We start from the raw sequence: 19,207 nt of genomic DNA on the forward strand, positions 1-19,207 counted from the left end.
GCCTCTCCGGAACGACGACGACGGCGCCCGCCGGCCAGGTGCCGGCGCTCCCGAAGGAGCGGGTCCCGAAGCCCCGGTCCCCGGATCCTCGGCCTCCCGCAAGGGCAGTTCCGTGTCGAAGCGCAAGAACCTGGGCGTGGGCAGCTTCGTGCTCCTGGCCCTCGGAGCCTTCGTCTTCCTGTTCCCCTTCTACTACATGTTCATCGGCTCGCTCCAGACCAATCCGGACACCTCCGTGGGCGGCGCGTTCCCCAGTCCGGCAAACATCACCGGCGAGAACTACAGCAACATCAACAACTCGATCGACCTGCTCAAAGGCCTGGCCAATTCGGGTATTTTCACCGGTGGCGTCATCTTCTTCACGGTGGTGTTCGGGCTCCTGGTGGGCTATGCACTCGCCCAGATGCAATTCCGGGGCAAGGGCTTTGTGTTCGGGATGATGCTGCTGGTGCAGATGATCCCGTTCCAGCTCCTGCTCATCCCGCTGTACGTCATGATCGTGCGCGACTATGGGCTCGCTGACACCTACCTGGGCATGATCCTGCCGTTCGCGATCAATTCCACCGCGGTGTTCGTCTTCCGTCAGTACTTCATGCAGCTGCCCTCCACTTTGTTCGAGGCCGCCCGCATTGACGGAGCAAGCGAGCTGAGGATCCTCTGGCAGATCGCGATCCCCCTGGTCCGGCCAGCCATCGTCACGGCAGTCCTGCTGACGTTCATCGGGCCGTGGAATGAGTTCCTGTGGCCATTCCTCGTCACCAAGGACCAAGCCATTCAGCCGCTCGCAGTCTCCCTGGCGAACTACATCTCGAACATCGCCGCCACGGCATCAAACCCGTTCGGCGCGATCCTTGCCGGTGCCTGCGTTCTCGCGGCCCCCGCCGTCGCACTGTTCATTTTCTTCCAGCGCCAATTCATTTCCACCAATATCGGATCAAGCGTAAAGGGCTAAGCTCTATGACTTCCTCAACTTCAGCACTCCCCACTGTCCCGTTCACCCTCACCCGCGCCGGCGTCATCATGACCCCGGAAGACGGGAACGAGTTCGAAGCCGAAGGCGTCCTGAACCCCGCCAGCGGCCGCGGACCCGACGGCGAGCTATACCTCCTGCCGCGCCTCGTGGCGAAGGGCAATGTCTCCCGCGTGGGGCTCGCCAAGGTGATCGTCGGCGACGACGGCGTCCCGTCCGGCGTCGAACGCCAAGGCGTTGTCCTGGCACCGGACGAAGGATGGGAACGGGGCCGCAACAACGCGGGAACCGAAGACCCCCGCATCACCTGGGTACCGTCGCTCGGCCGCCACCTGATGACCTATGTAGCCTACGGACCGCTGGGGCCCCGCCTGGCCTTCGCCCATTCCGAAGACCTGCGCACGTGGGACCGCCTGGGGCCCTGCCACTTCGAGTACCAGGCCGACTTGTCCATGGACTTGAACTTGTTCGCCAACAAGGACGCAGTCTTCTTCCCGGAACCGATCAACGACCCCGACGGGGTCCCCTCCTACGCTTTGCTGCACCGCCCCATGTGGGATCTCGGCTGGATCCGCGAAGGCGAAGGCGAGCACCTGCCGGCCGGCATCGAAGACAACCGCCCCGGTATCTGGATTTCCTATGTCGCAGTTGACGATGTCGAGAGGGACATCCGCAATCTCGTTCACATGCGCAAGCACAAGCTCGTGGCCCTGAGCGAGTTCCCCTTCGAAGAACTCAAGATCGGCGGCGGCCCGGCCCCGATCCGGGTCGACGAGGGCTGGCTCCTGATCTACCACGGCGTCTCCGGATCGATGGAAAAGTCCGCCTTCGACCACCAGCAGAACGTCAACTACACAGCCGCGGCGATGATCCTCGACAGCGACGATCCCTCCATCGTGATCGCCCGCAGCGACAAGCCGCTTCTGGCGCCGGAGACGGAAGACGAGATCTCGGGCATCGTCCCCAATGTCGTTTTTCCCACGGCAATAGAGAAGATCGGCGAGCAGCTGTTCGTCTTCTATGGCATGGCTGATTCGAAGATCGGCGTGGCGCGGCTGGACCGCGCGTAGGGCGGACCGCGCCCCAAGGCACCACCCCGCCCCAGCAGTCCAGCCCTTCTTCCATGCCCCTAGGAGTTAGACATGACACCTCCCCTCGTTTATGCACGGATGAAATCCGCCCCGGTCGCAGTTGTTGCCACCTTGTCGATGCTCCTGGCCGGGGCCGGGGTGGCCTCGGCGGCGCAGCCGGTTCCGGCCGCTGCGTCGCAGGCGCCGGCGTCGGCGTCGCAGGCACCGTTGACCAATCTGTCCCACCTGAATTTCCTGCTGGACACGGTTCCCCTGAACGCCGTGGATGGCCACACCACCTACCAGATCGCTGAACACCCCGCGGCGCAGGCGCCGTGGACGTACGCCAACAAGAACGCCGACGGCAGCTACACGCGGGTAGGAGGAGGTTCCAAGGACGCAACCACGGGTTACTGGAGCCAAGGGGCCTTCAACGCGGACGACATCGCCCGCACCGCCGTCGTCTACTTGCGCCATTGGCAGCAGACCGGCGACGCGTCGAGCCGCGCCCATGCCTTCGACGTGCTGCGCGAGCTGACGTACCTGCAGACGTCTTCCGGTCCCAATGCCGGCAACGTGGTGTTGTGGCAGCAAGCCGATGGCGCCCTGACGCCGAGTGCCAAGCCGGTGGAACTTCCTGACCCCAGCGATTCGGCCGAGTCCTACTGGCTGGCCCGGACCGTGTGGGCCCTAGGCGAAGGATATGCGGCGTTCAAATCCGCCGATCCCCAGTTTGCCGCGTTCCTGCAGACCAGGATGGACCTCGCCGTCGCGTCCCTCAACAAGCAGTCCCTCTCGAAGTACGGAAAGTACGACGTTGCCGACGGCACCAAGGTCCCTGCCTGGCTGATCACCGGAGGGGCGGATGCCTCCGCGGAAGCCGTGCTCGGACTCTCCGCCTATTCGAAGGCAGCGCCCGACGACGGCGCTGCCGCCACCGCGCTGGGCCAGCTCACGGAGGGCATCGCCGCGATGTCCTCGGGATCGGTTCAGCAGTGGCCGTTCGGCGCGATTCTTCCGTCGACCCAGACCCAGACCCTGTGGCATGCATGGGGCGGAATGGCTGCAGCCGCCGTCGCGACCGCGTCCCCGTTGCTGCATCGCCCTGAGCTGCTGACCGCCGCTGTGAAGGACTCCGCCCAATTCACTCCGCAGCTCCTCGCCGCGGGAGGACCGGACAACGCCTGGAGCCCGACCCCCGGTGAGGCACAGATAGCCTACGGCGTGGACTCGCGGGTTGAAGGACTCGTGGCGACCGCAAAAGCCGCGAACGCTCCCGGACTACTCGACGTCGCGGCGGTTGCCGCAGGCTGGTACTTCGGTGCCAACCGCAGCGGAAAGCCCGCCTACAACCCGGCAACAGGCACCGCTATTGACGGCATCGAAACCGACGGCCGTGTCAACCCCAACTCCGGGGCGGAATCCACCATCCACACGTTGTTGTCCATGCTCGCTTTGGACGCCAATCCGGAGCTCAAGGCCAAGGCCCTGGGGATCAGTAGCACCGTGGGGACGGACGGACTCAAGGTAGCCGAAGCCGAAGCCGGAACCATCACCGGCGGCGCGGTCGTCAAGCCAGCCTCCGCATGGACCGGTGAGGCGAATTGGTCCGGCGGTGCATACGTCGCCCTCAACGCGGGCGGCACCGTGAAGATCCCGGTCCCGGCTTCGGGCCAGGCACGTAATGCGTACCCGATCGTGAACCAGCGCTCCGAAGCCGCCGGAACGACGTCGTGGACTGCCGGGAGCACTTTCCTCGGTATCACGCCCAACGGCGGGGCAGGGGAACAAGGCATCACGGCAACTCCCGGCAAGCTCTTCCCGTTCTCCCTTGACCGGGCCCTGCCGGCCGGCCAGGACAGCGTGACCGCCAAGGCCGGAAGCGACGTATCGATCGACGGTGTGCTGCTGCAGCCGCAGATTTCCTCGGTTTCCGTCTCCGGTTCCGGAGGCCAATCAACCCTGTACATCAGCGCGGCTCCGGGAAGCACCGATCGAAAAGTGGACATGCCCCAAGGGTTCCGTTTGAGCCAGCAGGCCTTCGATGCTTCCGGCCAGCCCGTCGCACCAGGTCCCGACCAGAACGGGGCAGACCATTCCGGCCGCGTCACCGTAGCCCCGGGTGGGTTCACCTGGGTGACCCTGGTCCACAACTGACACTTATCACCACAGGAAGAACCCATGCAGAAAATCACCACGGAAGCCCTGCTCCACAGTTACGAGGGAGCGCTCACGTTCAGCAATCCGCTGACCGACACCATTTCCACCGACCAGTTTTCCGCCGCGTATCCCGAGCACCCTGAATGGGCTGTTGGTCCGTTCCGCAAGGACGATTCCCTGACGTTCCGGCAAGTCCAGGACTGGGCCGATCCGACCGGCATCGGCTGGACGGCGGATTCGATCTTCAACCCCTCGGTCATGGAACGCGACGGCAAGCTCTACCTCTTCTACCGCGCATCCCCGCGCAAGGAATCGGTCTCGAGCCGCATCGGCGTTGCCGTCTACGATCCCGAAACCGGCTGGCAGGACAACCCCTCCAACCCGGTGATCTACCCCACCCAGGACAATGAGATCCTTGGCTGCGAAGATCCCAAGGTGTACCAGGCCGATGGCCGCTACTACATGTTCTACAACGGGATCTGGACGATCGACCGCAGCGAGGAGCAGGCTGACCAGGACCCGGATGTCTATCCCCTGGGCGACGTCGGCTGCGACATCAATGTCGCCGTATCCGACGACCTGATCCATTGGGAAAAGCTCGGCCTGGCCGTCCCCTACGAGGTTTCGCGGTTCTGGGCCAAGGGGGCCGTCATCCCCCGGAACGCCCAGGGCGACGCCGTCAAGATCGGCGGCCACTACCTGATGTACCTGTCCGAGGGCTGCGGCGGAACCACCCACGTGGGCCGGTCCTCCGACATGGTGAACTGGACGTTCGAGCCACAGGAGTACCTGGACCTAGGGCCGCTGGGCGGCTCACTGCACGAAGTGGCCTGCGCCATCGTCGACGACGGCGACAACACCGGGAGCGACGGCGGCAAGCTGGTGCTGGACTTCTTCTACGGCGACACAGACGGCCAGTTTTCCGCCGCACAGGCGCTCTATGACGTGAACCAACCGTTCACCCAGAAGGCGATGCACCGAGGAGGCTCCCTGGCTTGGGGCGGGCTCCTGAAGTTCGGCGGAACCTGGATGTTCGCCCAAGGCTGGGATGCCCCTTCGGGCTCGCGGGAGATGTACTTCTACCGCGCAGACCAGGGCTAAGCACCTCCAGCCGCCTGCCGTACCCGCCACCCTTGGCAACAGACATTCGATTGATAAGGCACACATGATGATTGAGACGAGCAACCTCGCCAAGGGATGGACTCTAAGAGTGACCGCTCCGGCCCCGGACGCCCCGTCCGGGGCCGAGGGCTGGAAGCTGGATGCCTCCGTTCCGTCGGTTGTGCACACGGTCCTCATGGACCATGGGCACATCCCGGACCCCTACGTGGGGCAAAACGAGGAGTCCCAGCATTGGGTAGGCCGGAGCGAGTGGGAATACTCCACAACCTTCAACCACGACGGCAATGAAGACCGGCGGACAGAGCTCGTCTTCGAAGGCCTCGACACTGTCGCCGTCATCCGGGTCAACGGGCAGGACCTTGCGCACACGTACAACCAGCACCGCAGCTACGTCGTGGACGTCTCCGACGTGGTCAGGCCGGGTGCCAATGACCTGGCCATCGTTTTCAAGAATGTACGCGAGTACGCCGAACACATCCGGGCCTCCGTGGGTGAACAACCCAACGGCAATCCGGAGCCATTCCAGTATGTCCGCAAATCGGCCTGCAATTTCGGCTGGGACTGGGGCCCGAACCTCGTGACGGCCGGACCGTGGAAGCCTGTGGGCATCAGGCGGTACGGGACGGCACGGCTGCAGTCCGTTCGTCCATCGGTGACCACCACCGTTGTACCCGGGACCGGACCGGGAGAACTCCCCACCCACGGACATGCCCGGGTGGAAGTGCAGGTCGAGGTTCTGCGGGCGCCGGGCGTTTCAGGCGAGCTCGGACTCAAGGTCGCCATCCAAGGCAAGACCGAGTCGTTGTCCATTCCGGCGGGCTCCCACAAGGCCCGGGTAGTGGTCGATCTCGAGGATGTTGAATTGTGGTGGCCGCACGATATGGGTGCCCAACCGCTCTCCCACCTGACAGTGTCGCTGTTGGCCGACGGGCATGACCTTGACGTCTGGTCCAAAAACATCGGGTTCCGGCAATTCGAGCTCAAAACCGAACAGGACGAAGCCGGAACCGGCTTTGTCTTTGCCGTCAACGGAACCGACATCTTCGTCAAAGGTGCCAACTGGATCCCGGACGATTGCTTCCCGTCACGCATCACTGAAGACCGGCTCCGGCAGCGCCTCTCGCAAGCGACTGCGGCAAACATGAACCTGCTCCGTGTGTGGGGCGGCGGGGTGTATGAATCGGACACCTTCTACGAGCTGTGCGACCGCATGGGGATTCTCGTCTGGCAGGATTTCCTCTTTGCCTGCGCCGGCTACCCGGAGGATGGGCCGCTGTCCCGAGAAGTCGCGGGCGAAGTCCGGGACAATGTCACACGCCTCATGAGCCACCCGAGCCTGGTGCTGTGGAATGGAAACAATGAATGCGTTTGGGGCTTCTGGGATTGGGATTGGAAGCCACAGCTCGATGGTCGAAACTGGGGATGGGGCTACTATTCCGAGCTCCTGCCCGCTTTGGTAACAGAGTTGGATCCCACCCGCCCGTACTGGAACGGCAGCCCATATTCGGGAGATCCCGAACTGCATCCCAACGATCCCAGGCACGGGAACGTGCATATCTGGGATGTCTGGAACCAGAAGGACTATTCGCACTACGCGGAGTGGAATGCACGGTTCGTTTCCGAATTCGGATTCCAGGGTCCCCCCAACTGGTCCACCCTCACCCGCGTCCTGGAGCCGGCGGACCTGGACCTCGAATCCCCGGCCTTCCTTCAGCACCAAAAGGCCGAAGACGGTACCGGGAAGCTGCAGAGAGGGCTCTCCGCACATCTTCCCGAGCCCGCGAATTTCCAGGAATGGCACTTCCTCACGCAGGTAAACCAAGCCCGCGCCATCCGCTTCGGCATCGAGCACTTCCGTGCCGGATCGCCTGTTTGTGCCGGATCGATTGTCTGGCAGCTCAACGACTGCTGGCCCGTCACCTCCTGGGCCGCCATCGATGGATATGGTCAGCTGAAACCGCTGTGGTACGCAATCCGTGAGGCCTACCGGCCGCGGCTGGCGACCATCCAGCCCCGCGGCGACGGGCTCGCCGTCGTTCTGGTCAACGATTCCGTGGAGGCCTGGAGTGGAACCCTCGCCGTGGAACGCGTCGGCACGGATTCTCCGAAGGAGGCTTTTGCGGGGGGCGTCCGACTGGAGGCGTCCCATGAATTCGCGTTCGAGGTCGAACCCCGGGGCAAGACAGAAATCCGCCTTCCGAAGGATTTGCACGAGGCTGAGCGGCCCTTGACCGATGTTCTCGTGGCGCGAGGCGCAGGACTCGGGCATGGGGACCGGATCCTCCACTTCTACGCCGAGGACAAGGATCGCATCAAGGAGCCGGCGCGGGTCACCGCCCGGGCATCGAAAGTCCCCGACGGCGTTGAAGTGACTGTCACCGCTGACAGTATTGTGCGCGATCTGGTTCTTCAGGCGGACCGGCTCGACCCCAAGGCGACTGTCTCCGAACAATGCATCTCACTGCTGCCCGGGGAAAGCCATACCTTCCGGGTCGCCTCCACGGTTGATGGTGCCGACGGGCCGGGACTTGAGGCATGGTCGCGGTATCCGGTGCTGCAGGGGGTCGGAATCCGAGCCGAAAGCATCATGCCACCCGCCGGATTCGCATTCTCGAACTCAACTGAAGAAGGATCATTTCAATGACACACCCCGGCACGATCGGCGCCGTCGTAGGTCTGGACATCGGAGGCTCGAAGACGCGCGGCATCAAATGGCTGGATGGCACCGCCGTTGCCGATACTTCCGGCGGCAGCGCCAATGTCCAGAACGTGAGCCGCGCCCAAGCCCGAACCAACCTGGAGGGTGTCTTCGCCACCCTCGAGGGCGAGTCCGTTGCGCGGGTGGTGGTCGGTTCCGGAGGGATCGACACTGCCGAAGACGCGAACGCACTGAAGGAACTGATCCAGCCCTTGGCTCCCGACGCCGCCGTCTCCGTTGTTCACGACACGCGCCTTCTGCTGGCTGCCGCCGGATGCAGCGCTGGAATCGCCGTGATCGCCGGTACCGGGTCCGCGGCCTGGGGCACCAACGGCGAGGACGAGGCGCGCGCTGGCGGCTGGGGTTACTTGCTCGGCGACGAAGGCAGCGGGTACTGGTTCGGTCGTGAAGCGGTGAGGTACAGCCTCGAACGCATGAACAGCGGGCTACGTCCCGACGGACTGACGGAAGCGCTGGTGAAGTCGTGTGGTCTCGCCGGTCCGGAGGGGTTGATTGCCCTTTTCCATGGCGACGCGGGACGCGAGTTTTGGGCGTCGAAATCACCGATCGTCTTTGAGTGCGCGGCCTCGGGGCACACAGCGTCCTTGGACATGATCCTCCAAGCAGGCGCCGATCTCGCCTCCTTGGCGGCAAAATGCGCCGAGCAACTGGACATCGAGGGCCCCATTGTCCTTGGCGGTGGCCTCGGGATGAACCAGCCCACCTTGCAGACAGCCATGCGGATCGCCCTCGCAACCCGGGGTCTCCACACTCTGCAGGTCCTGACCCAGGATCCGGTCTTCGGCGCTCTGCATCTTGCATCCCACTAGCCACTGTGATGAGTCTCACGAGCAACAAACGCCGTTCTGGCTTGAGCAGTCCGCGCCTCGCTGTGCACTATGGAAAAGCTGTACGGCGGCTTTCGCACTGGCGCGATAGCCGGATATCCGGATTCATGAATGGAAGCACTGAACAATGACGTTTGAAACTGCCGATTCCGTAACCCTCAAAATTTGGGACCGCTCAACCACCCACCACACCCTGGACGCCCTGGTGCACGACTTCTCGGTGCGCCACAACACCTCCAAGGCCAGCATTGCAGTCACCTGCAGCGGGCCGAACACCTTCACTGTCAGCCTGAACGGCAACGCGGCCAAGGCCACCGCCTTCGACGCACACTCCCTGTAAACAGCGCCTTTTCGGACGCAAAGCAACGACGACGGCGGGAGCCACCTCCCGCCGTCGTTCGCGTATCCGGAGGCCTGCCTGGAGGAACGGCTATGTGGACAGAGCCGTCAGACCTCCGCCACCGGCGCCGCGAACTGTGCTTCGTACAGCCTCGAGTAGGCGCCCCCAGCGGCCAGCAACTCTGCGTGCGTACCCTGCTCCACGATCTGCCCGGCTTCCATCACCAGGATGAGGTTGGCATCGCGGATCGTGGACAGGCGGTGCGCGATCACAAAGCTCGTCCGGTCAGAACGCAGGGCACTCATGGCCTTCTGGACCAGGACCTCGGTCCGGGTGTCCACGGAGCTCGTAGCCTCGTCCAGGATCAGGACTGACGGCCGGGCGAGGAACGCCCGTGCAATGGTGAGCAACTGCTTCTCACCGGCGGAAACGTTGCTGCCTTCGTCGTCGAGCACGGTGTCATAGCCCTCCGGGAGGGAGTGCACGAAGCGATCCACGTAGGTTGCTTGTGCCGCCTCCAGGATCTCGGCTTCGGTGGCGTCGGGCCGTCCGTAGGCGATGTTGTCCCTGATCGTGCCGCCGAAGAGCCACGTGTCCTGCAGCACCATGCCCATCCGCGAGCGCAGCTCGTAGCGGGACATTGAGGCGACGTCGACGCCGTCGAGCGTTATCCGCCCGGCGTCGAGCTCGTAGAAGCGCATCATCAGGTTCACGAGGGTGGTCTTGCCCGCTCCGGTGGGCCCGACGATCGCCACAGACTGCCCAGGCTCAGCCACCAGGCTCAGATTCTGGATCAACGGCTTGTCGTCGGAGTAGGAGAAGGAAATGTTCTCGAACACCAGGCGCCCGCGCGTCACGTCGGGGACGGCCGAGGGCTCGGGGTCCGCGCTTTGCTCTTCGGTATCGAGCAGCGAGAACACGCGTTCCGCGGATGCCACGCCCGACTGAAGCAGGTTGGCCATCGAGCCGAGCTGGGCCAGCGGCTGCGTGAACTGCCGGGAGTACTGGATGAAGGCCTGCACATCGCCCAACTGCATGGCACCGGAGGCCACCTGCAGGCCGCCCACCACGGCGATCCCCACATAGACCAGGTTGCCGATGAATGTCAGTGCCGGCATGATCAAGCCGCTGATGAACTGGGCGCCGAAGCTGGCCGAGAACAACTCTGCGTTCTTCTCGCGGAAGCGTTCCTCCACTTCGTGCTGGCGTCCGAACACCTTCACGAGCGCATGACCGGTGTAGGTTTCTTCGATCTGCCCGTTCAGCTCGCCGGTGTTCTTCCACTGGGCCACGAACAGCTTCTGCGAGCGCTTGGCAATCAACACGGTGGTCACGAGCGTCAACGGCACCGTGACCAGGGTGATGAACGCCAGAATCGGCGAGAGCAGGAACATCATGAAGATGACGCCAGCCACCGTGAGGAGGGACGTGACCGCCTGGCTGATGGACTGCTGGAGGCTTTGCGAAATGTTGTCGACGTCGTTGGTCACGCGGCTGAGCAGTTCGCCACGCTGCACCGAGTCGAAGTAGCGCAGCGGGAGCCGGTTGATTTTCGCTTCGATCTGCTCACGAAGCCGGTACACCGTCCGCTGCACGACGCCGTTGAGAACGTACGCCTGAATCCAGCCGAACGCGGAGGCCAGGACATACAGGACCAGCACCCACAGCAGTATCGAGGACAGCGCCCCGAAGTCGATTCCGACGCCGGGAGTCAGGTCCATGCCCTTCAACATGTCCGCTTTGGAGCCCTGGCCGGAAGCGCGCAGCCCGTCGATGACCTGTTGCTTGCTCACCCCGGCGGGAAGTTGCTTGGATACGACGCCGGCGAAGATCAGGTTGGTGCCCTCACCCAGGAGCCGTGGGCCGATCACGGACAGGGTCACGCTTGCGACGGCGAGGAAGAGAACCAGGGTCAGCCACATGCGCTCGGGCCGCAGCGTGCCTAGGAGCCGCTTGGCCGAGGGCAGGAAGTTCATGGCCTTTTCGGCCGGGATGCTCATTCCCGCGAAGGGTCCGCCGCGGCCTGGCCCCATCGGGGGACGCTGCGGGCGGTTTGCGGTGCCTGCCGTGCCGGTGCTGGGTGCGCTGCTCATGCCGCCTCCTCCGCTGCCAGCTGCGAGGAAACTATCTCACGGTATGTTTCGGAAGTTTCCAACAACTCGTCGTGGGTTCCGCGCCCCACCAGCCGCCCGTCGTCGAGCACCAGGATCTGCTCGGCGTCCGCGATGCTCGATACCCGCTGCGCAATGATGACCATGGTCGCGCCGGAAGTGTGGCGCTTGAGCGCCTGGCGGAGCCTCGCGTCGGTGGCGGTGTCCAGGGAGGAGAAGGAGTCGTCGAAGATGTAGAGCTCGGGTTGCTTCACGAGTGCCCGGGCAATCGCGAGCCGCTGCCGCTGACCGCCGGACACGTTGGTGCCGCCTTGCGAGATCGGAGCGTCCAGGCCGCCCTCCATCTCTTCGACGAAGTCCTGGGCCTGCGCAATGGAGAGCGCCCGCCAGAGTTCTTCCTCCGTGGCGTCGGGCTTGCCGTAAAGAAGGTTGCTTCGGACCGTGCCGGAGAACAGGTAGGGCTTTTGCGGAACGAGTCCGATGTGCCCCCACAAGAGGTCCGGGTGCAGTTCACGGACGTCGACGTCGTCGATCCGCACCGAGCCGCTGCTCGCGTCGAAGAGCCGTGGCAGCAGGTTCACCAACGTGGTCTTGCCGGCGCCCGTGCTGCCGATGATCGCCGTCGTCTGGCCTGCTCGTGCCCGGAAGCTGATGCCGCTGAGGACCGGCTGCTCGGCACCGGGGTAGGCGAATCCGACGTCGAGCAATTCAAGCTCGCCGCGGCCGGCGGTCTCCGTCACAGGGTTCTCGGGAGGCCGCACGCTGGATGGGGTCTCGAGCACCTGCCCGATGCGGTCCGCGGAAACAGCCGCACGCGGGATCATGACGGCCATGAACGTCGCCATCATGACGGACATGAGGATCTGCATGAGGTAGCTTAGGAACGCGATCAACGTGCCTACCTGCATGGATCCGTCGTCGATCCGGAACGATCCGAACCAGATCACGGCCACGCTGGAGACGTTGAGCACCAGCATCACTACCGGGAACATGAGGGCCATGAGCCGCCCGGCACGCAGGGCCATTTCCGTGACGTCCTGGTTGGCCGAGGCGAAGCGCTCGGTCTCCATGTCCTCGCGCACGAACGCGCGCACCACGCGGATGCCGGCGAGCTGTTCCCGGAGGACGCGGTTCACGGTGTCGATCCGGACCTGCATCTTGCGGAACAGCGGCACCATCCGGCTGACAATGAGGCCCACCGCGACGAGCAGCACGGGGACGCTCACGGCAATCAGCCAGGACAACTGGGCATCCTGCCGGACGGCCATGATGACCCCGCCGATGCTGAGCATGGGCGCCGCAACCATGAGCGTGCAGGACATCAGGACGAGCTGCTGGACCTGCTGCACGTCGTTGGTTGAACGGGTGATCAGCGACGGCGCGCCGAAGCGGGTGACCTCCTGCTCGGAAAACTCCCCCACCCTCGTGAAAATAGCGCCGCGCAGGTCGCGGCCTAAGCCCATGGCGGCTTTCGCGCCGAAGTACACGGCTGTGATCGAACAGGTGATCTGCAGGAGCGTGATGAGCAACATGAGGCTGCCGGTGCCGAGGATGTACCCGGTATCCCCCTTGGCCACGCCTTCGTCAATGATGTCGGCATTCAGTGTGGGCAAGTACAGCGACGCTATCGACTGCGCCAACTGGAAGATGACGACGGCGATCAGGAGCCGCCGATGTGGCCGCAGGTACTGAACGAGAAGTTTCCAGAGCATCGTTCTCCAACTCACGTAGTGATTCGAAGGCCAGTCTACGACTGGTTGCTGGGGGCAACTAGAGCTTTCCCTCAGGGCGAAGCGGGGCGGAGGGTGTGCCACCGTCGTACCCGGACAGTAGGCTGGAAACGCTCGGCAAGATCCGCTATGAAAGGACCGTAGTCATGGCTTACATCACCGTCGGAAATGAAAACAGCACCGGGATCGAGATCTACTACGAGGACCACGGGACCGGCCAGGCAGTGGTTTTGATCCACGGCTATCCGCTGGATGGTTCGTCCTGGGAGAAGCAGACCGCCGCGCTGCTCAACGCCGGCTACAGGGTCATCACCTACGATCGCCGCGGCTTCGGCAAGTCCAGCAAGCCGACCGTGGGCTACGACTACGACACCTTCGCCGCGGACCTTAACACCCTGTTGAACACCCTCGATGTCAACGACGCCGTCCTCGTGGGCTTCTCGATGGGGACCGGAGAAGTGGCCCGCTACCTTGGCACGTACGGCTCGGCCAGGGTGGCCAAGGCCGTGTTCCTGGCATCCCTGGAACCGTTCCTCCTGCAGACCGCGGACAACCCCGGAGGCGTCCCGCAGTCCGTGTTCGACGGACTCTCCGAAGCCGTCATTTCCGACCGCTACGCGTTCTTCACCGAATTCTTCAACAACTTCTACAACGCTTCCACTTTCCTCGGAACGCACCGCTTGAGCCACGAAGCAGTCGCCGCCAGCTGGAACCTGGCAGCCCAATCCGGCGCCTTCGCCTCGGTGGCAGCGCAGCCCACGTGGCTCACCGATTTCAGGTCCGACATCCCCAAGATCGACGTGCCCGCCTTGATCGTGCACGGCACCGCGGACAACATCCTCCCCATCGACGTCACCGGCCGCAGGTTCGCCGAAGCGCTCCCCGGCGCCAAATATGTGGAGATCGACGGCGCCCCGCACGGCTTGCTGTGGACGCATGGTGCCGAGGTCAACCAGGCCTTGCTTGGCTTCCTCGAAAATTCCTGACAAGAAATTAGGACGAAACTAACTGAATATCGCGGGAACCTTAACTCCTCGGGTCCAGTCTTAATGCAAGCCCAGGCGGAACCCATTCGCCGGCGAAAGCACCAAAGCTGCAAGGGGAGCAGGACCGGCCATGAAGACAACAACAGCCCGGGACGAAGTCACCGCCATCAACGGAGTGATCACCGATCAGCAACCCGTTGACTTCCACGCTTTGGGGCTCGCGGGCTGCATCGACCGCTTGGCCGCCCCGCTCCGCCGGGAAGGGACCGAAATCCACTGGGAGACGCCGCACCATGGAGTCGAAATCTCGTCCGACTCCGCGTCCTTGCTCTACCACGCAGCCAAGGAAGTGCTCAGTAATGCGTTCAAGTATGCGCATGCCCACGACGTCACCGTCCGGCTCGCCGCGGTCTACCACGGGATCCGGCTGACAATCACAGACAACGGCGCCGGCTTCGACGGCCAGGCAACACCCGCCGGTCCACACCACGGATTCGGGCTCCGCCTCATGTCCATCGCGGTCAGCGAAGTGGGCGGCGAGGTCTCCGTCGCCTCCAGTCCAGGCAACGGAACCTGCGTCACCGTTACCCTCCCGCTCGACTGATAGGCGTCGATGCCCGACGGCGGCACGCACCCGCCGTCGTCGGTTTCGGCACTACTGAACCAGGCTCCGGCCCTGTCACGCCACGCAATCTTTTGGTGGCTTCGGCATCCGGGCGCCCCGGAATTCCGGGGTGGAGCGCTGGCAGCTCCTCCAAAAACCTGCTCAGCGTGACGGCCGGGCCACGGCACCTAGGAGAACTCCTTCAGCGCCTCGGTGAGCAGGCTCCCCGGAGAACCCAGCCGAACATGGACACCGTTGGAGGCCACCAGCTCCCCGGCAACCACGACGGCGGTGACGTCGCTCGCCGTCGCGCTGAACGCGAACTGTTGCGGCATGGAACCGGCTGTCCGCGCCGAGTCCGGGGCCACGGCCATGAGGTCGCACACTGCACCTACCTCCAGTGCCGACGCTATGGGCGTGGCCATGGAAGCTGTTGCACCGATGGTGGCGGCGCGCAGCAGTTCCTGGGGGGAGAACCTGCCCCGTTGGCCGGAGCCGAGTCGTTCTCCGTGTTCCAAGGTGCGCATTTCAATCCAGGGATCGATCACCGCGTGCTGGTCCGTTCCCAGCGCGATGGTCGCTCCGGCGTCGGACAATTCGCGTGCCGGCCCGATGCCGTCGGCAAGATCGGCTTCGGTGCTGGGACACATCACCACGGTGGCTCCCGCGTCCCCGAGGAGCTGGACGTCGTCTGGCGTCAGGTGCGTGGCGTGGACCGCGGAGAGCCTCGGGGACAGCAGTCCGTGCCGGGCGAGAAGCCCAGCGGGGGTGACACCGTAGGCCTGCAGGCAGGCACCGTTCTCGGCCGGTTGTTCGCTGAGGTGGATGTGGAGCGGGATGTCGGCAGGCAGTTGCCGCGCGACGGTCTTGAGCGCTTCTTCGGGCACTCCGCGGACGGAATGCAGGGCTGCCCCCACGCTCACCATGTCCGCCGGGAAGCCCTGCGCTACCTCGGCGCGCAGTGAGCCGAGCCGGTCCAGCCAGGCTTGGGCATCGGCGTCGCCGAACCGTGCCTGTTCCGGACTGAGCGGCGTCCCGATGCCTCCCGCGAGGTACAGGGTGTCCAGCAATGTCAGTCGGATCCCGGCCGCAACGGCTGCCCTTGCCAACGCCAGTTCCATCGCGTGCCGTTCCGGGTACGGCGTTCCGTCGGGCTGGTGGTGCACGTAGTGGAACTCGGCCACGCTGCTGAAACCCGAGACCACCATTTCGGCGAAGACCGCCGTGGCGAGCTTCTCGTATTTCTCCGGTGTCAGTTCCGCAGCGCTCCTGTACATTTGCTCCCGCCAAACCCAGAAGTCGCCGCGCCCGTCATGGGTCCGTCCACGCAGGGTCCGGTGAAAAGCATGCGAATGGGCGTTTGCCGCCGCGGGGAAGACCACACCGTTCAATATCCGGTCACCCGTTTCGGGCCCGACGCCGGTCAAGATCCCGGAGATGCGGCCCTCGAGCACTTCCAGCCGCACACCGGCGGCGACAACCGCACCGCCGTCGCTGCCGCCGTCGACGTTTACCAAGGCGGTTTCGCACCAGAACCCGCTCACAAGAGTCCCTCCAGAACGTCGGCGAGGGCGACGGCGCCGGCTGAGGCGTCCTCGTCAGCCACGTATTCTTCCGGGGAATGCGAGATTCCGCTCGGATTCCGGACGAAAAGCATCGCCGAGGGGACATGTCCAGCCAAGACTCCGGCGTCGTGCCCGGCGCCGGTCGCGAGCACGGGCGCTCCCGGCAGGAGCTCGCCGATGCGTCGGCTCAGCTCGGGATCGAAGTGCACGGTGTCGCTGTAGGACTCCTCGGTGAGGCTAACGGTGCATCCCTCGCCCGCCGCGATTTCCCGGGCTGCGCGGTAAATGGATTCGATCAGTTGTGCGGTCACGGCGTCGTCGGGATGCCGGGCGTCGAGCCAGAGATCGACGCGCGAGGCAATCACGTTGGTGCCGCCGGGAACTGGGGTCAAGCGCCCCACGGTGGCCCGCGCATCCGGCTGCCTCGCCGCCGTGTCGCGGACTGCAACGACGATCTGCGCGGCCGCAACCATCGGGTCGGCGCGGTCGGTCATGAGGGTCGTCCCGGCGTGGTTGCCTTGGCCGCTGACGCTCAGTTTCCAGCGGCCATGGCCCAGGATGGAGCTTCCGACGGCGATGGCCGGCCCGCCTTGGCCCAGTCCCTTTCCCTGTTCCACATGCAGTTCAACGAAGCTGCCGATTCGCGCCATGGCCTCCGGATCGGGTCCGACGTGCCGGGGATCCAGGCCGTTGCTTCGGGCGACGTCGGCGAAAGTGTTGCCGTCGACGTCGCGCAGGTTCAGCGCCTTGTCGATGTCGATGGCGCCAGTCAATAGTCGCGAACCCAGGCAGGCCACGCCAAAGCGGGATCCTTCCTCTTCCGGGAAGACGGTGATGGCCAGGGAACGCCCAGGCTCAAGACCGCGGGAAACGAGGACATCGACGGCGGCGAGTGCGGACGCGACGCCAAGCGGCCCATCAAAGGCCCCTCCTCCCGGGACGGAATCGAGGTGGCTTCCTGTGACGAGCGCGCCGTCCCGGGGTTTTCCCCACCAGGCCCAGATGATGCCGTTGCGGTCGGTCTCGACCTCGAGGCCGCGGTGCTGGGCTTGTTCGATGAACCAGTGCCTGAGGTCGAGCTCGGGCGTCGAGTAGACGGCCCTCGAGTATCCCCCGCGCGCCGCATCGCGGCCCACGTCCTTGATTGAGTCAAGGAGCTGATTGACGGTATTCACGTGTTCCTCCGATTATGTCTGCCACCAAGTAAAAACCAGATGCCACCCCATGACAAGGGTTCCGACACAGAACCACGACAATTGACGGGCTCGAGCGCCACCGATATGCCCTGGCGCCACAGAATGTCTCAAATCCCGGAATCTCAGACAATTTCCAGAGATCTATTGCCACCCGATGAAAGTTCATTTTTACTTAGTGGCAAGACATGGTGATTCAGACCACTTGAAAGCAGGCCAAGCAGTGGCAGCAGATTCCTCCACACGGACGGTCGAAAGGGCTTTGGCCCTCCTGAGCGCGGTCTGCACCGATGGCTCCATCAGCCTGAGCGACGCCGCACGTGTTGTTGACTTGTCGGCCAGCACCGCACTCCGTCTCCTCCGCACCTTGGAAGGCAGCGGATTCGTGAAGCGGGATCCGGGTGGAAACTTCCGTCCCGGCGCCAGCGTGATCCGGTTGGGAGCCCTCGCGTTGGGACAGGAGTCCCTCGTATCGCTCTGCACGCCACACATGAAGCGGTTGGTGGCTGAAACGGGCGAATCCTGCTATTTGAGTATTCCCGGTCCTGGGGAAACCGGTATCTACATTGCCATCGTCGAAGGTACGCACTCTGTCCGGCACACCAGTTGGGTCGGCAGGAGCATTCCGTTGGAAGGATCCGCCGCCGGGAAGGTCCTGACTGGCGGGCAGAACGGCCGCGGCTTCGCCATCGTGCGAAGCGGCGTAGAAGACGACATCACGGCCGTCGCCGCACCCATCGTGATCGGCGGCCGCACCGTGGCAGCCCTCAGCATCGTCGCACCGAGCTACCGCTTGGGCGAAGCGAAGGCGCAGACATTTGGCGAGGAACTGGCGAGGGTGGCGGACAACATCTTCGTGGAACCCTCCGGAGACCATGAAGTGCCCCAGGAAGGCATGAAACAGAAATAGTCACGTTTGAAAATGTCACCAAGGCGTACCCTGATCAACCGCCTCATCGAACCCACCAGCGGTACCATCTACCTCGATGACCAGCCGACGTCGACCATGGACGCGGTCTTGCTGCGCAGTCACCGAGATGGCCGGGGTGCTGCGGCCTCGTGGAAGGCAGCGGTGACCCGGCGAGGATCCAGGATTCCTGTTGCTTCCCGAATTCGGGAACTAAGCATGCTTAGCTATGGACTGCCGACCACGACCGGCGTACCTTAGTTTCCAAACACCGCACTGGGGAGGTGGAGTGTTTGGCCAGGTCTCTGGGGCGCCGTGGCATTTATGTGTTACGCCCCCTGCTATTCGCCGCTTTCGGCGCATTGGCATGGTTGCTGTGGCTCGCCGGTCCTTCGCAAGCCACCGACGCCATGCCGGGGATCCCGGCTGTCCCGGCGCCTTCGGTTTCCCTCCCTCCGGTTCCCCTTGCCGATCCCCTGGGACGGCTCGTCAACCAGGACCCCTCCGGGGTTGCAGTCCCGAGTCAATTGGCCACAGTTCCTGGGGCCGTGGTCCATCAGCTAACAGACCACGCCGTGACGCCGGTGGTCGGGGTCGCCCACGGCGTGCAGCGCGTGGTCACCAACACGCTCAAGGAACTCGCGGCGTTGCCGGAGGGTCCTTCCGTGCCGGAATTGCCGCGGGTGCCCGTAATACTGCGGAATACAGGACCAAGTGTTCCTGCTGTCCCCGCTGCTCCCCCGCGTGCTGGACCCGGCGCGGCGCTCACTGGCCCCTCCACGCTTGTCCATACGAACCCCGTTCCACCTGCCGTCCAGGCCGGCTCAGGAGCGAGCACAAGGACTTCCGGATTCCCGGACGGTGTTGTCTTCGCTCCCCCTGCTGTATTCGCGCCGTCGGATG

At 64.3% G+C, this 19,207-nt stretch carries 14 protein-coding genes; 10 read left to right on the forward strand and 4 right to left on the reverse strand.

Annotated features, from left to right (window positions below; all coding sequences use genetic code 11):
* Positions 1 to 196: 196 nt before the first annotated feature.
* The 7 genes from OIT41_RS17500 (at position 197) to OIT41_RS17530 (ending at position 9,208) form a co-directional block, all read left to right on the forward strand.
* Positions 197 to 952, forward strand: coding sequence for a carbohydrate ABC transporter permease (locus tag OIT41_RS17500; RefSeq protein WP_241710426.1), 756 nt, complete (start codon positions 197 to 199; stop codon positions 950 to 952).
* 5 nt (positions 953 to 957) lie between these two features.
* Complete coding sequence (locus tag OIT41_RS17505) at positions 958 to 2,040, forward strand: glycosidase (protein WP_264636975.1); 1,083 nt, start codon at positions 958 to 960, stop codon at positions 2,038 to 2,040.
* Between the two features lie 72 nt (positions 2,041 to 2,112).
* Positions 2,113 to 4,197 carry a hypothetical protein gene (locus OIT41_RS17510; RefSeq protein ID WP_264636976.1) on the forward strand — a complete coding sequence of 695 codons (2,085 nt, stop codon included), beginning with the start codon at positions 2,113 to 2,115 and terminating at the stop codon, positions 4,195 to 4,197.
* 24 nt (positions 4,198 to 4,221) lie between these two features.
* On the forward strand, positions 4,222 to 5,301 hold the full coding sequence (locus OIT41_RS17515) for a hypothetical protein (RefSeq protein WP_264636977.1): 1,080 nt from the start codon (positions 4,222 to 4,224) through the stop codon (positions 5,299 to 5,301).
* Positions 5,302 to 5,368: 67 nt separating this feature from the next.
* Positions 5,369 to 7,966, forward strand: coding sequence for a glycoside hydrolase family 2 protein (locus OIT41_RS17520; RefSeq protein WP_264636978.1), 2,598 nt, complete (start codon positions 5,369 to 5,371; stop codon positions 7,964 to 7,966).
* Entirely contained in the window at positions 7,963 to 8,850 is an 888-nt protein-coding gene (locus OIT41_RS17525; protein WP_264636979.1) for an N-acetylglucosamine kinase, read from the forward strand. The genes OIT41_RS17520 and OIT41_RS17525 overlap by 4 nt, the downstream gene beginning before the upstream one ends.
* Positions 8,851 to 8,995: 145 nt before the next feature.
* On the forward strand, positions 8,996 to 9,208 hold the full coding sequence (locus OIT41_RS17530; RefSeq protein ID WP_078107533.1) for a hypothetical protein: 213 nt from the start codon (positions 8,996 to 8,998) through the stop codon (positions 9,206 to 9,208).
* A 107-nt stretch (positions 9,209 to 9,315) separates the two neighbouring features.
* Here OIT41_RS17530 and OIT41_RS17535 read toward each other — a convergent pair whose 3' ends face one another.
* Positions 9,316 to 11,301, reverse strand: a complete 1,986-nt coding sequence (locus OIT41_RS17535; RefSeq protein WP_319801832.1) for an ABC transporter ATP-binding protein — start codon at positions 11,299 to 11,301, stop codon at positions 9,316 to 9,318.
* On the reverse strand, positions 11,298 to 13,031 hold the full coding sequence (locus tag OIT41_RS17540) for an ABC transporter ATP-binding protein (RefSeq protein ID WP_078107531.1): 1,734 nt from the start codon (positions 13,029 to 13,031) through the stop codon (positions 11,298 to 11,300). Before OIT41_RS17540 ends, OIT41_RS17535 begins: the two co-directional genes overlap by 4 nt.
* Positions 13,032 to 13,195: 164 nt before the next feature.
* Here OIT41_RS17540 and OIT41_RS17545 point away from each other — a divergent pair, with 164 nt between their 5' ends.
* Together OIT41_RS17545 and OIT41_RS17550 are read left to right on the forward strand one after the other, a co-directional pair.
* Entirely contained in the window at positions 13,196 to 14,035 is an 840-nt protein-coding gene (locus OIT41_RS17545) for an alpha/beta fold hydrolase (RefSeq protein WP_241710405.1), read from the forward strand.
* A 130-nt stretch (positions 14,036 to 14,165) separates the two neighbouring features.
* A complete protein-coding gene (locus tag OIT41_RS17550) occupies positions 14,166 to 14,639 on the forward strand; it encodes a sensor histidine kinase (RefSeq protein ID WP_241710406.1) in 474 nt (157 codons plus the stop codon).
* 188 nt (positions 14,640 to 14,827) lie between these two features.
* Here OIT41_RS17550 and OIT41_RS17555 read toward each other — a convergent pair whose 3' ends face one another.
* Positions 14,828 to 16,183, reverse strand: a complete 1,356-nt coding sequence (locus OIT41_RS17555) for a formimidoylglutamate deiminase (RefSeq protein ID WP_264636980.1) — start codon at positions 16,181 to 16,183, stop codon at positions 14,828 to 14,830.
* Positions 16,180 to 17,379, reverse strand: a complete 1,200-nt coding sequence (locus OIT41_RS17560) for an allantoate amidohydrolase (protein WP_264636981.1) — start codon at positions 17,377 to 17,379, stop codon at positions 16,180 to 16,182. The genes OIT41_RS17555 and OIT41_RS17560 overlap by 4 nt, the downstream gene beginning before the upstream one ends.
* A 196-nt stretch (positions 17,380 to 17,575) precedes the next feature.
* Here OIT41_RS17560 and OIT41_RS17565 point away from each other — a divergent pair, with 196 nt between their 5' ends.
* Positions 17,576 to 18,307, forward strand: a complete 732-nt coding sequence (locus OIT41_RS17565) for an IclR family transcriptional regulator (protein ID WP_264636982.1) — start codon at positions 17,576 to 17,578, stop codon at positions 18,305 to 18,307.
* Positions 18,308 to 19,207 lie beyond the last annotated feature (900 nt).

It is taken from the genome of Arthrobacter sp. YA7-1, from assembly GCF_025960325.1.
GTDB lineage: Bacteria > Actinomycetota > Actinomycetes > Actinomycetales > Micrococcaceae > Arthrobacter > Arthrobacter bambusae_A.

Coding starts and splice junctions, on each gene's coding strand:
- OIT41_RS17500 (WP_241710426.1), top strand. CDS start 197: ATGTTCATCGGCTCGCTCCAGACCAATCCGGACACCTCCGTGGGCGGC.
- OIT41_RS17505 (WP_264636975.1), top strand. CDS start 958: ATGACTTCCTCAACTTCAGCACTCCCCACTGTCCCGTTCACCCTCACC.
- OIT41_RS17510 (WP_264636976.1), top strand. CDS start 2,113: ATGACACCTCCCCTCGTTTATGCACGGATGAAATCCGCCCCGGTCGCA.
- OIT41_RS17515 (WP_264636977.1), top strand. CDS start 4,222: ATGCAGAAAATCACCACGGAAGCCCTGCTCCACAGTTACGAGGGAGCG.
- OIT41_RS17520 (WP_264636978.1), top strand. CDS start 5,369: ATGATTGAGACGAGCAACCTCGCCAAGGGATGGACTCTAAGAGTGACC.
- OIT41_RS17525 (WP_264636979.1), top strand. CDS start 7,963: ATGACACACCCCGGCACGATCGGCGCCGTCGTAGGTCTGGACATCGGA.
- OIT41_RS17530 (WP_078107533.1), top strand. CDS start 8,996: ATGACGTTTGAAACTGCCGATTCCGTAACCCTCAAAATTTGGGACCGC.
- OIT41_RS17535 (WP_319801832.1), bottom strand. CDS start 11,301: ATGAGCAGCGCACCCAGCACCGGCACGGCAGGCACCGCAAACCGCCCG.
- OIT41_RS17540 (WP_078107531.1), bottom strand. CDS start 13,031: ATGCTCTGGAAACTTCTCGTTCAGTACCTGCGGCCACATCGGCGGCTC.
- OIT41_RS17545 (WP_241710405.1), top strand. CDS start 13,196: ATGGCTTACATCACCGTCGGAAATGAAAACAGCACCGGGATCGAGATC.
- OIT41_RS17550 (WP_241710406.1), top strand. CDS start 14,166: ATGAAGACAACAACAGCCCGGGACGAAGTCACCGCCATCAACGGAGTG.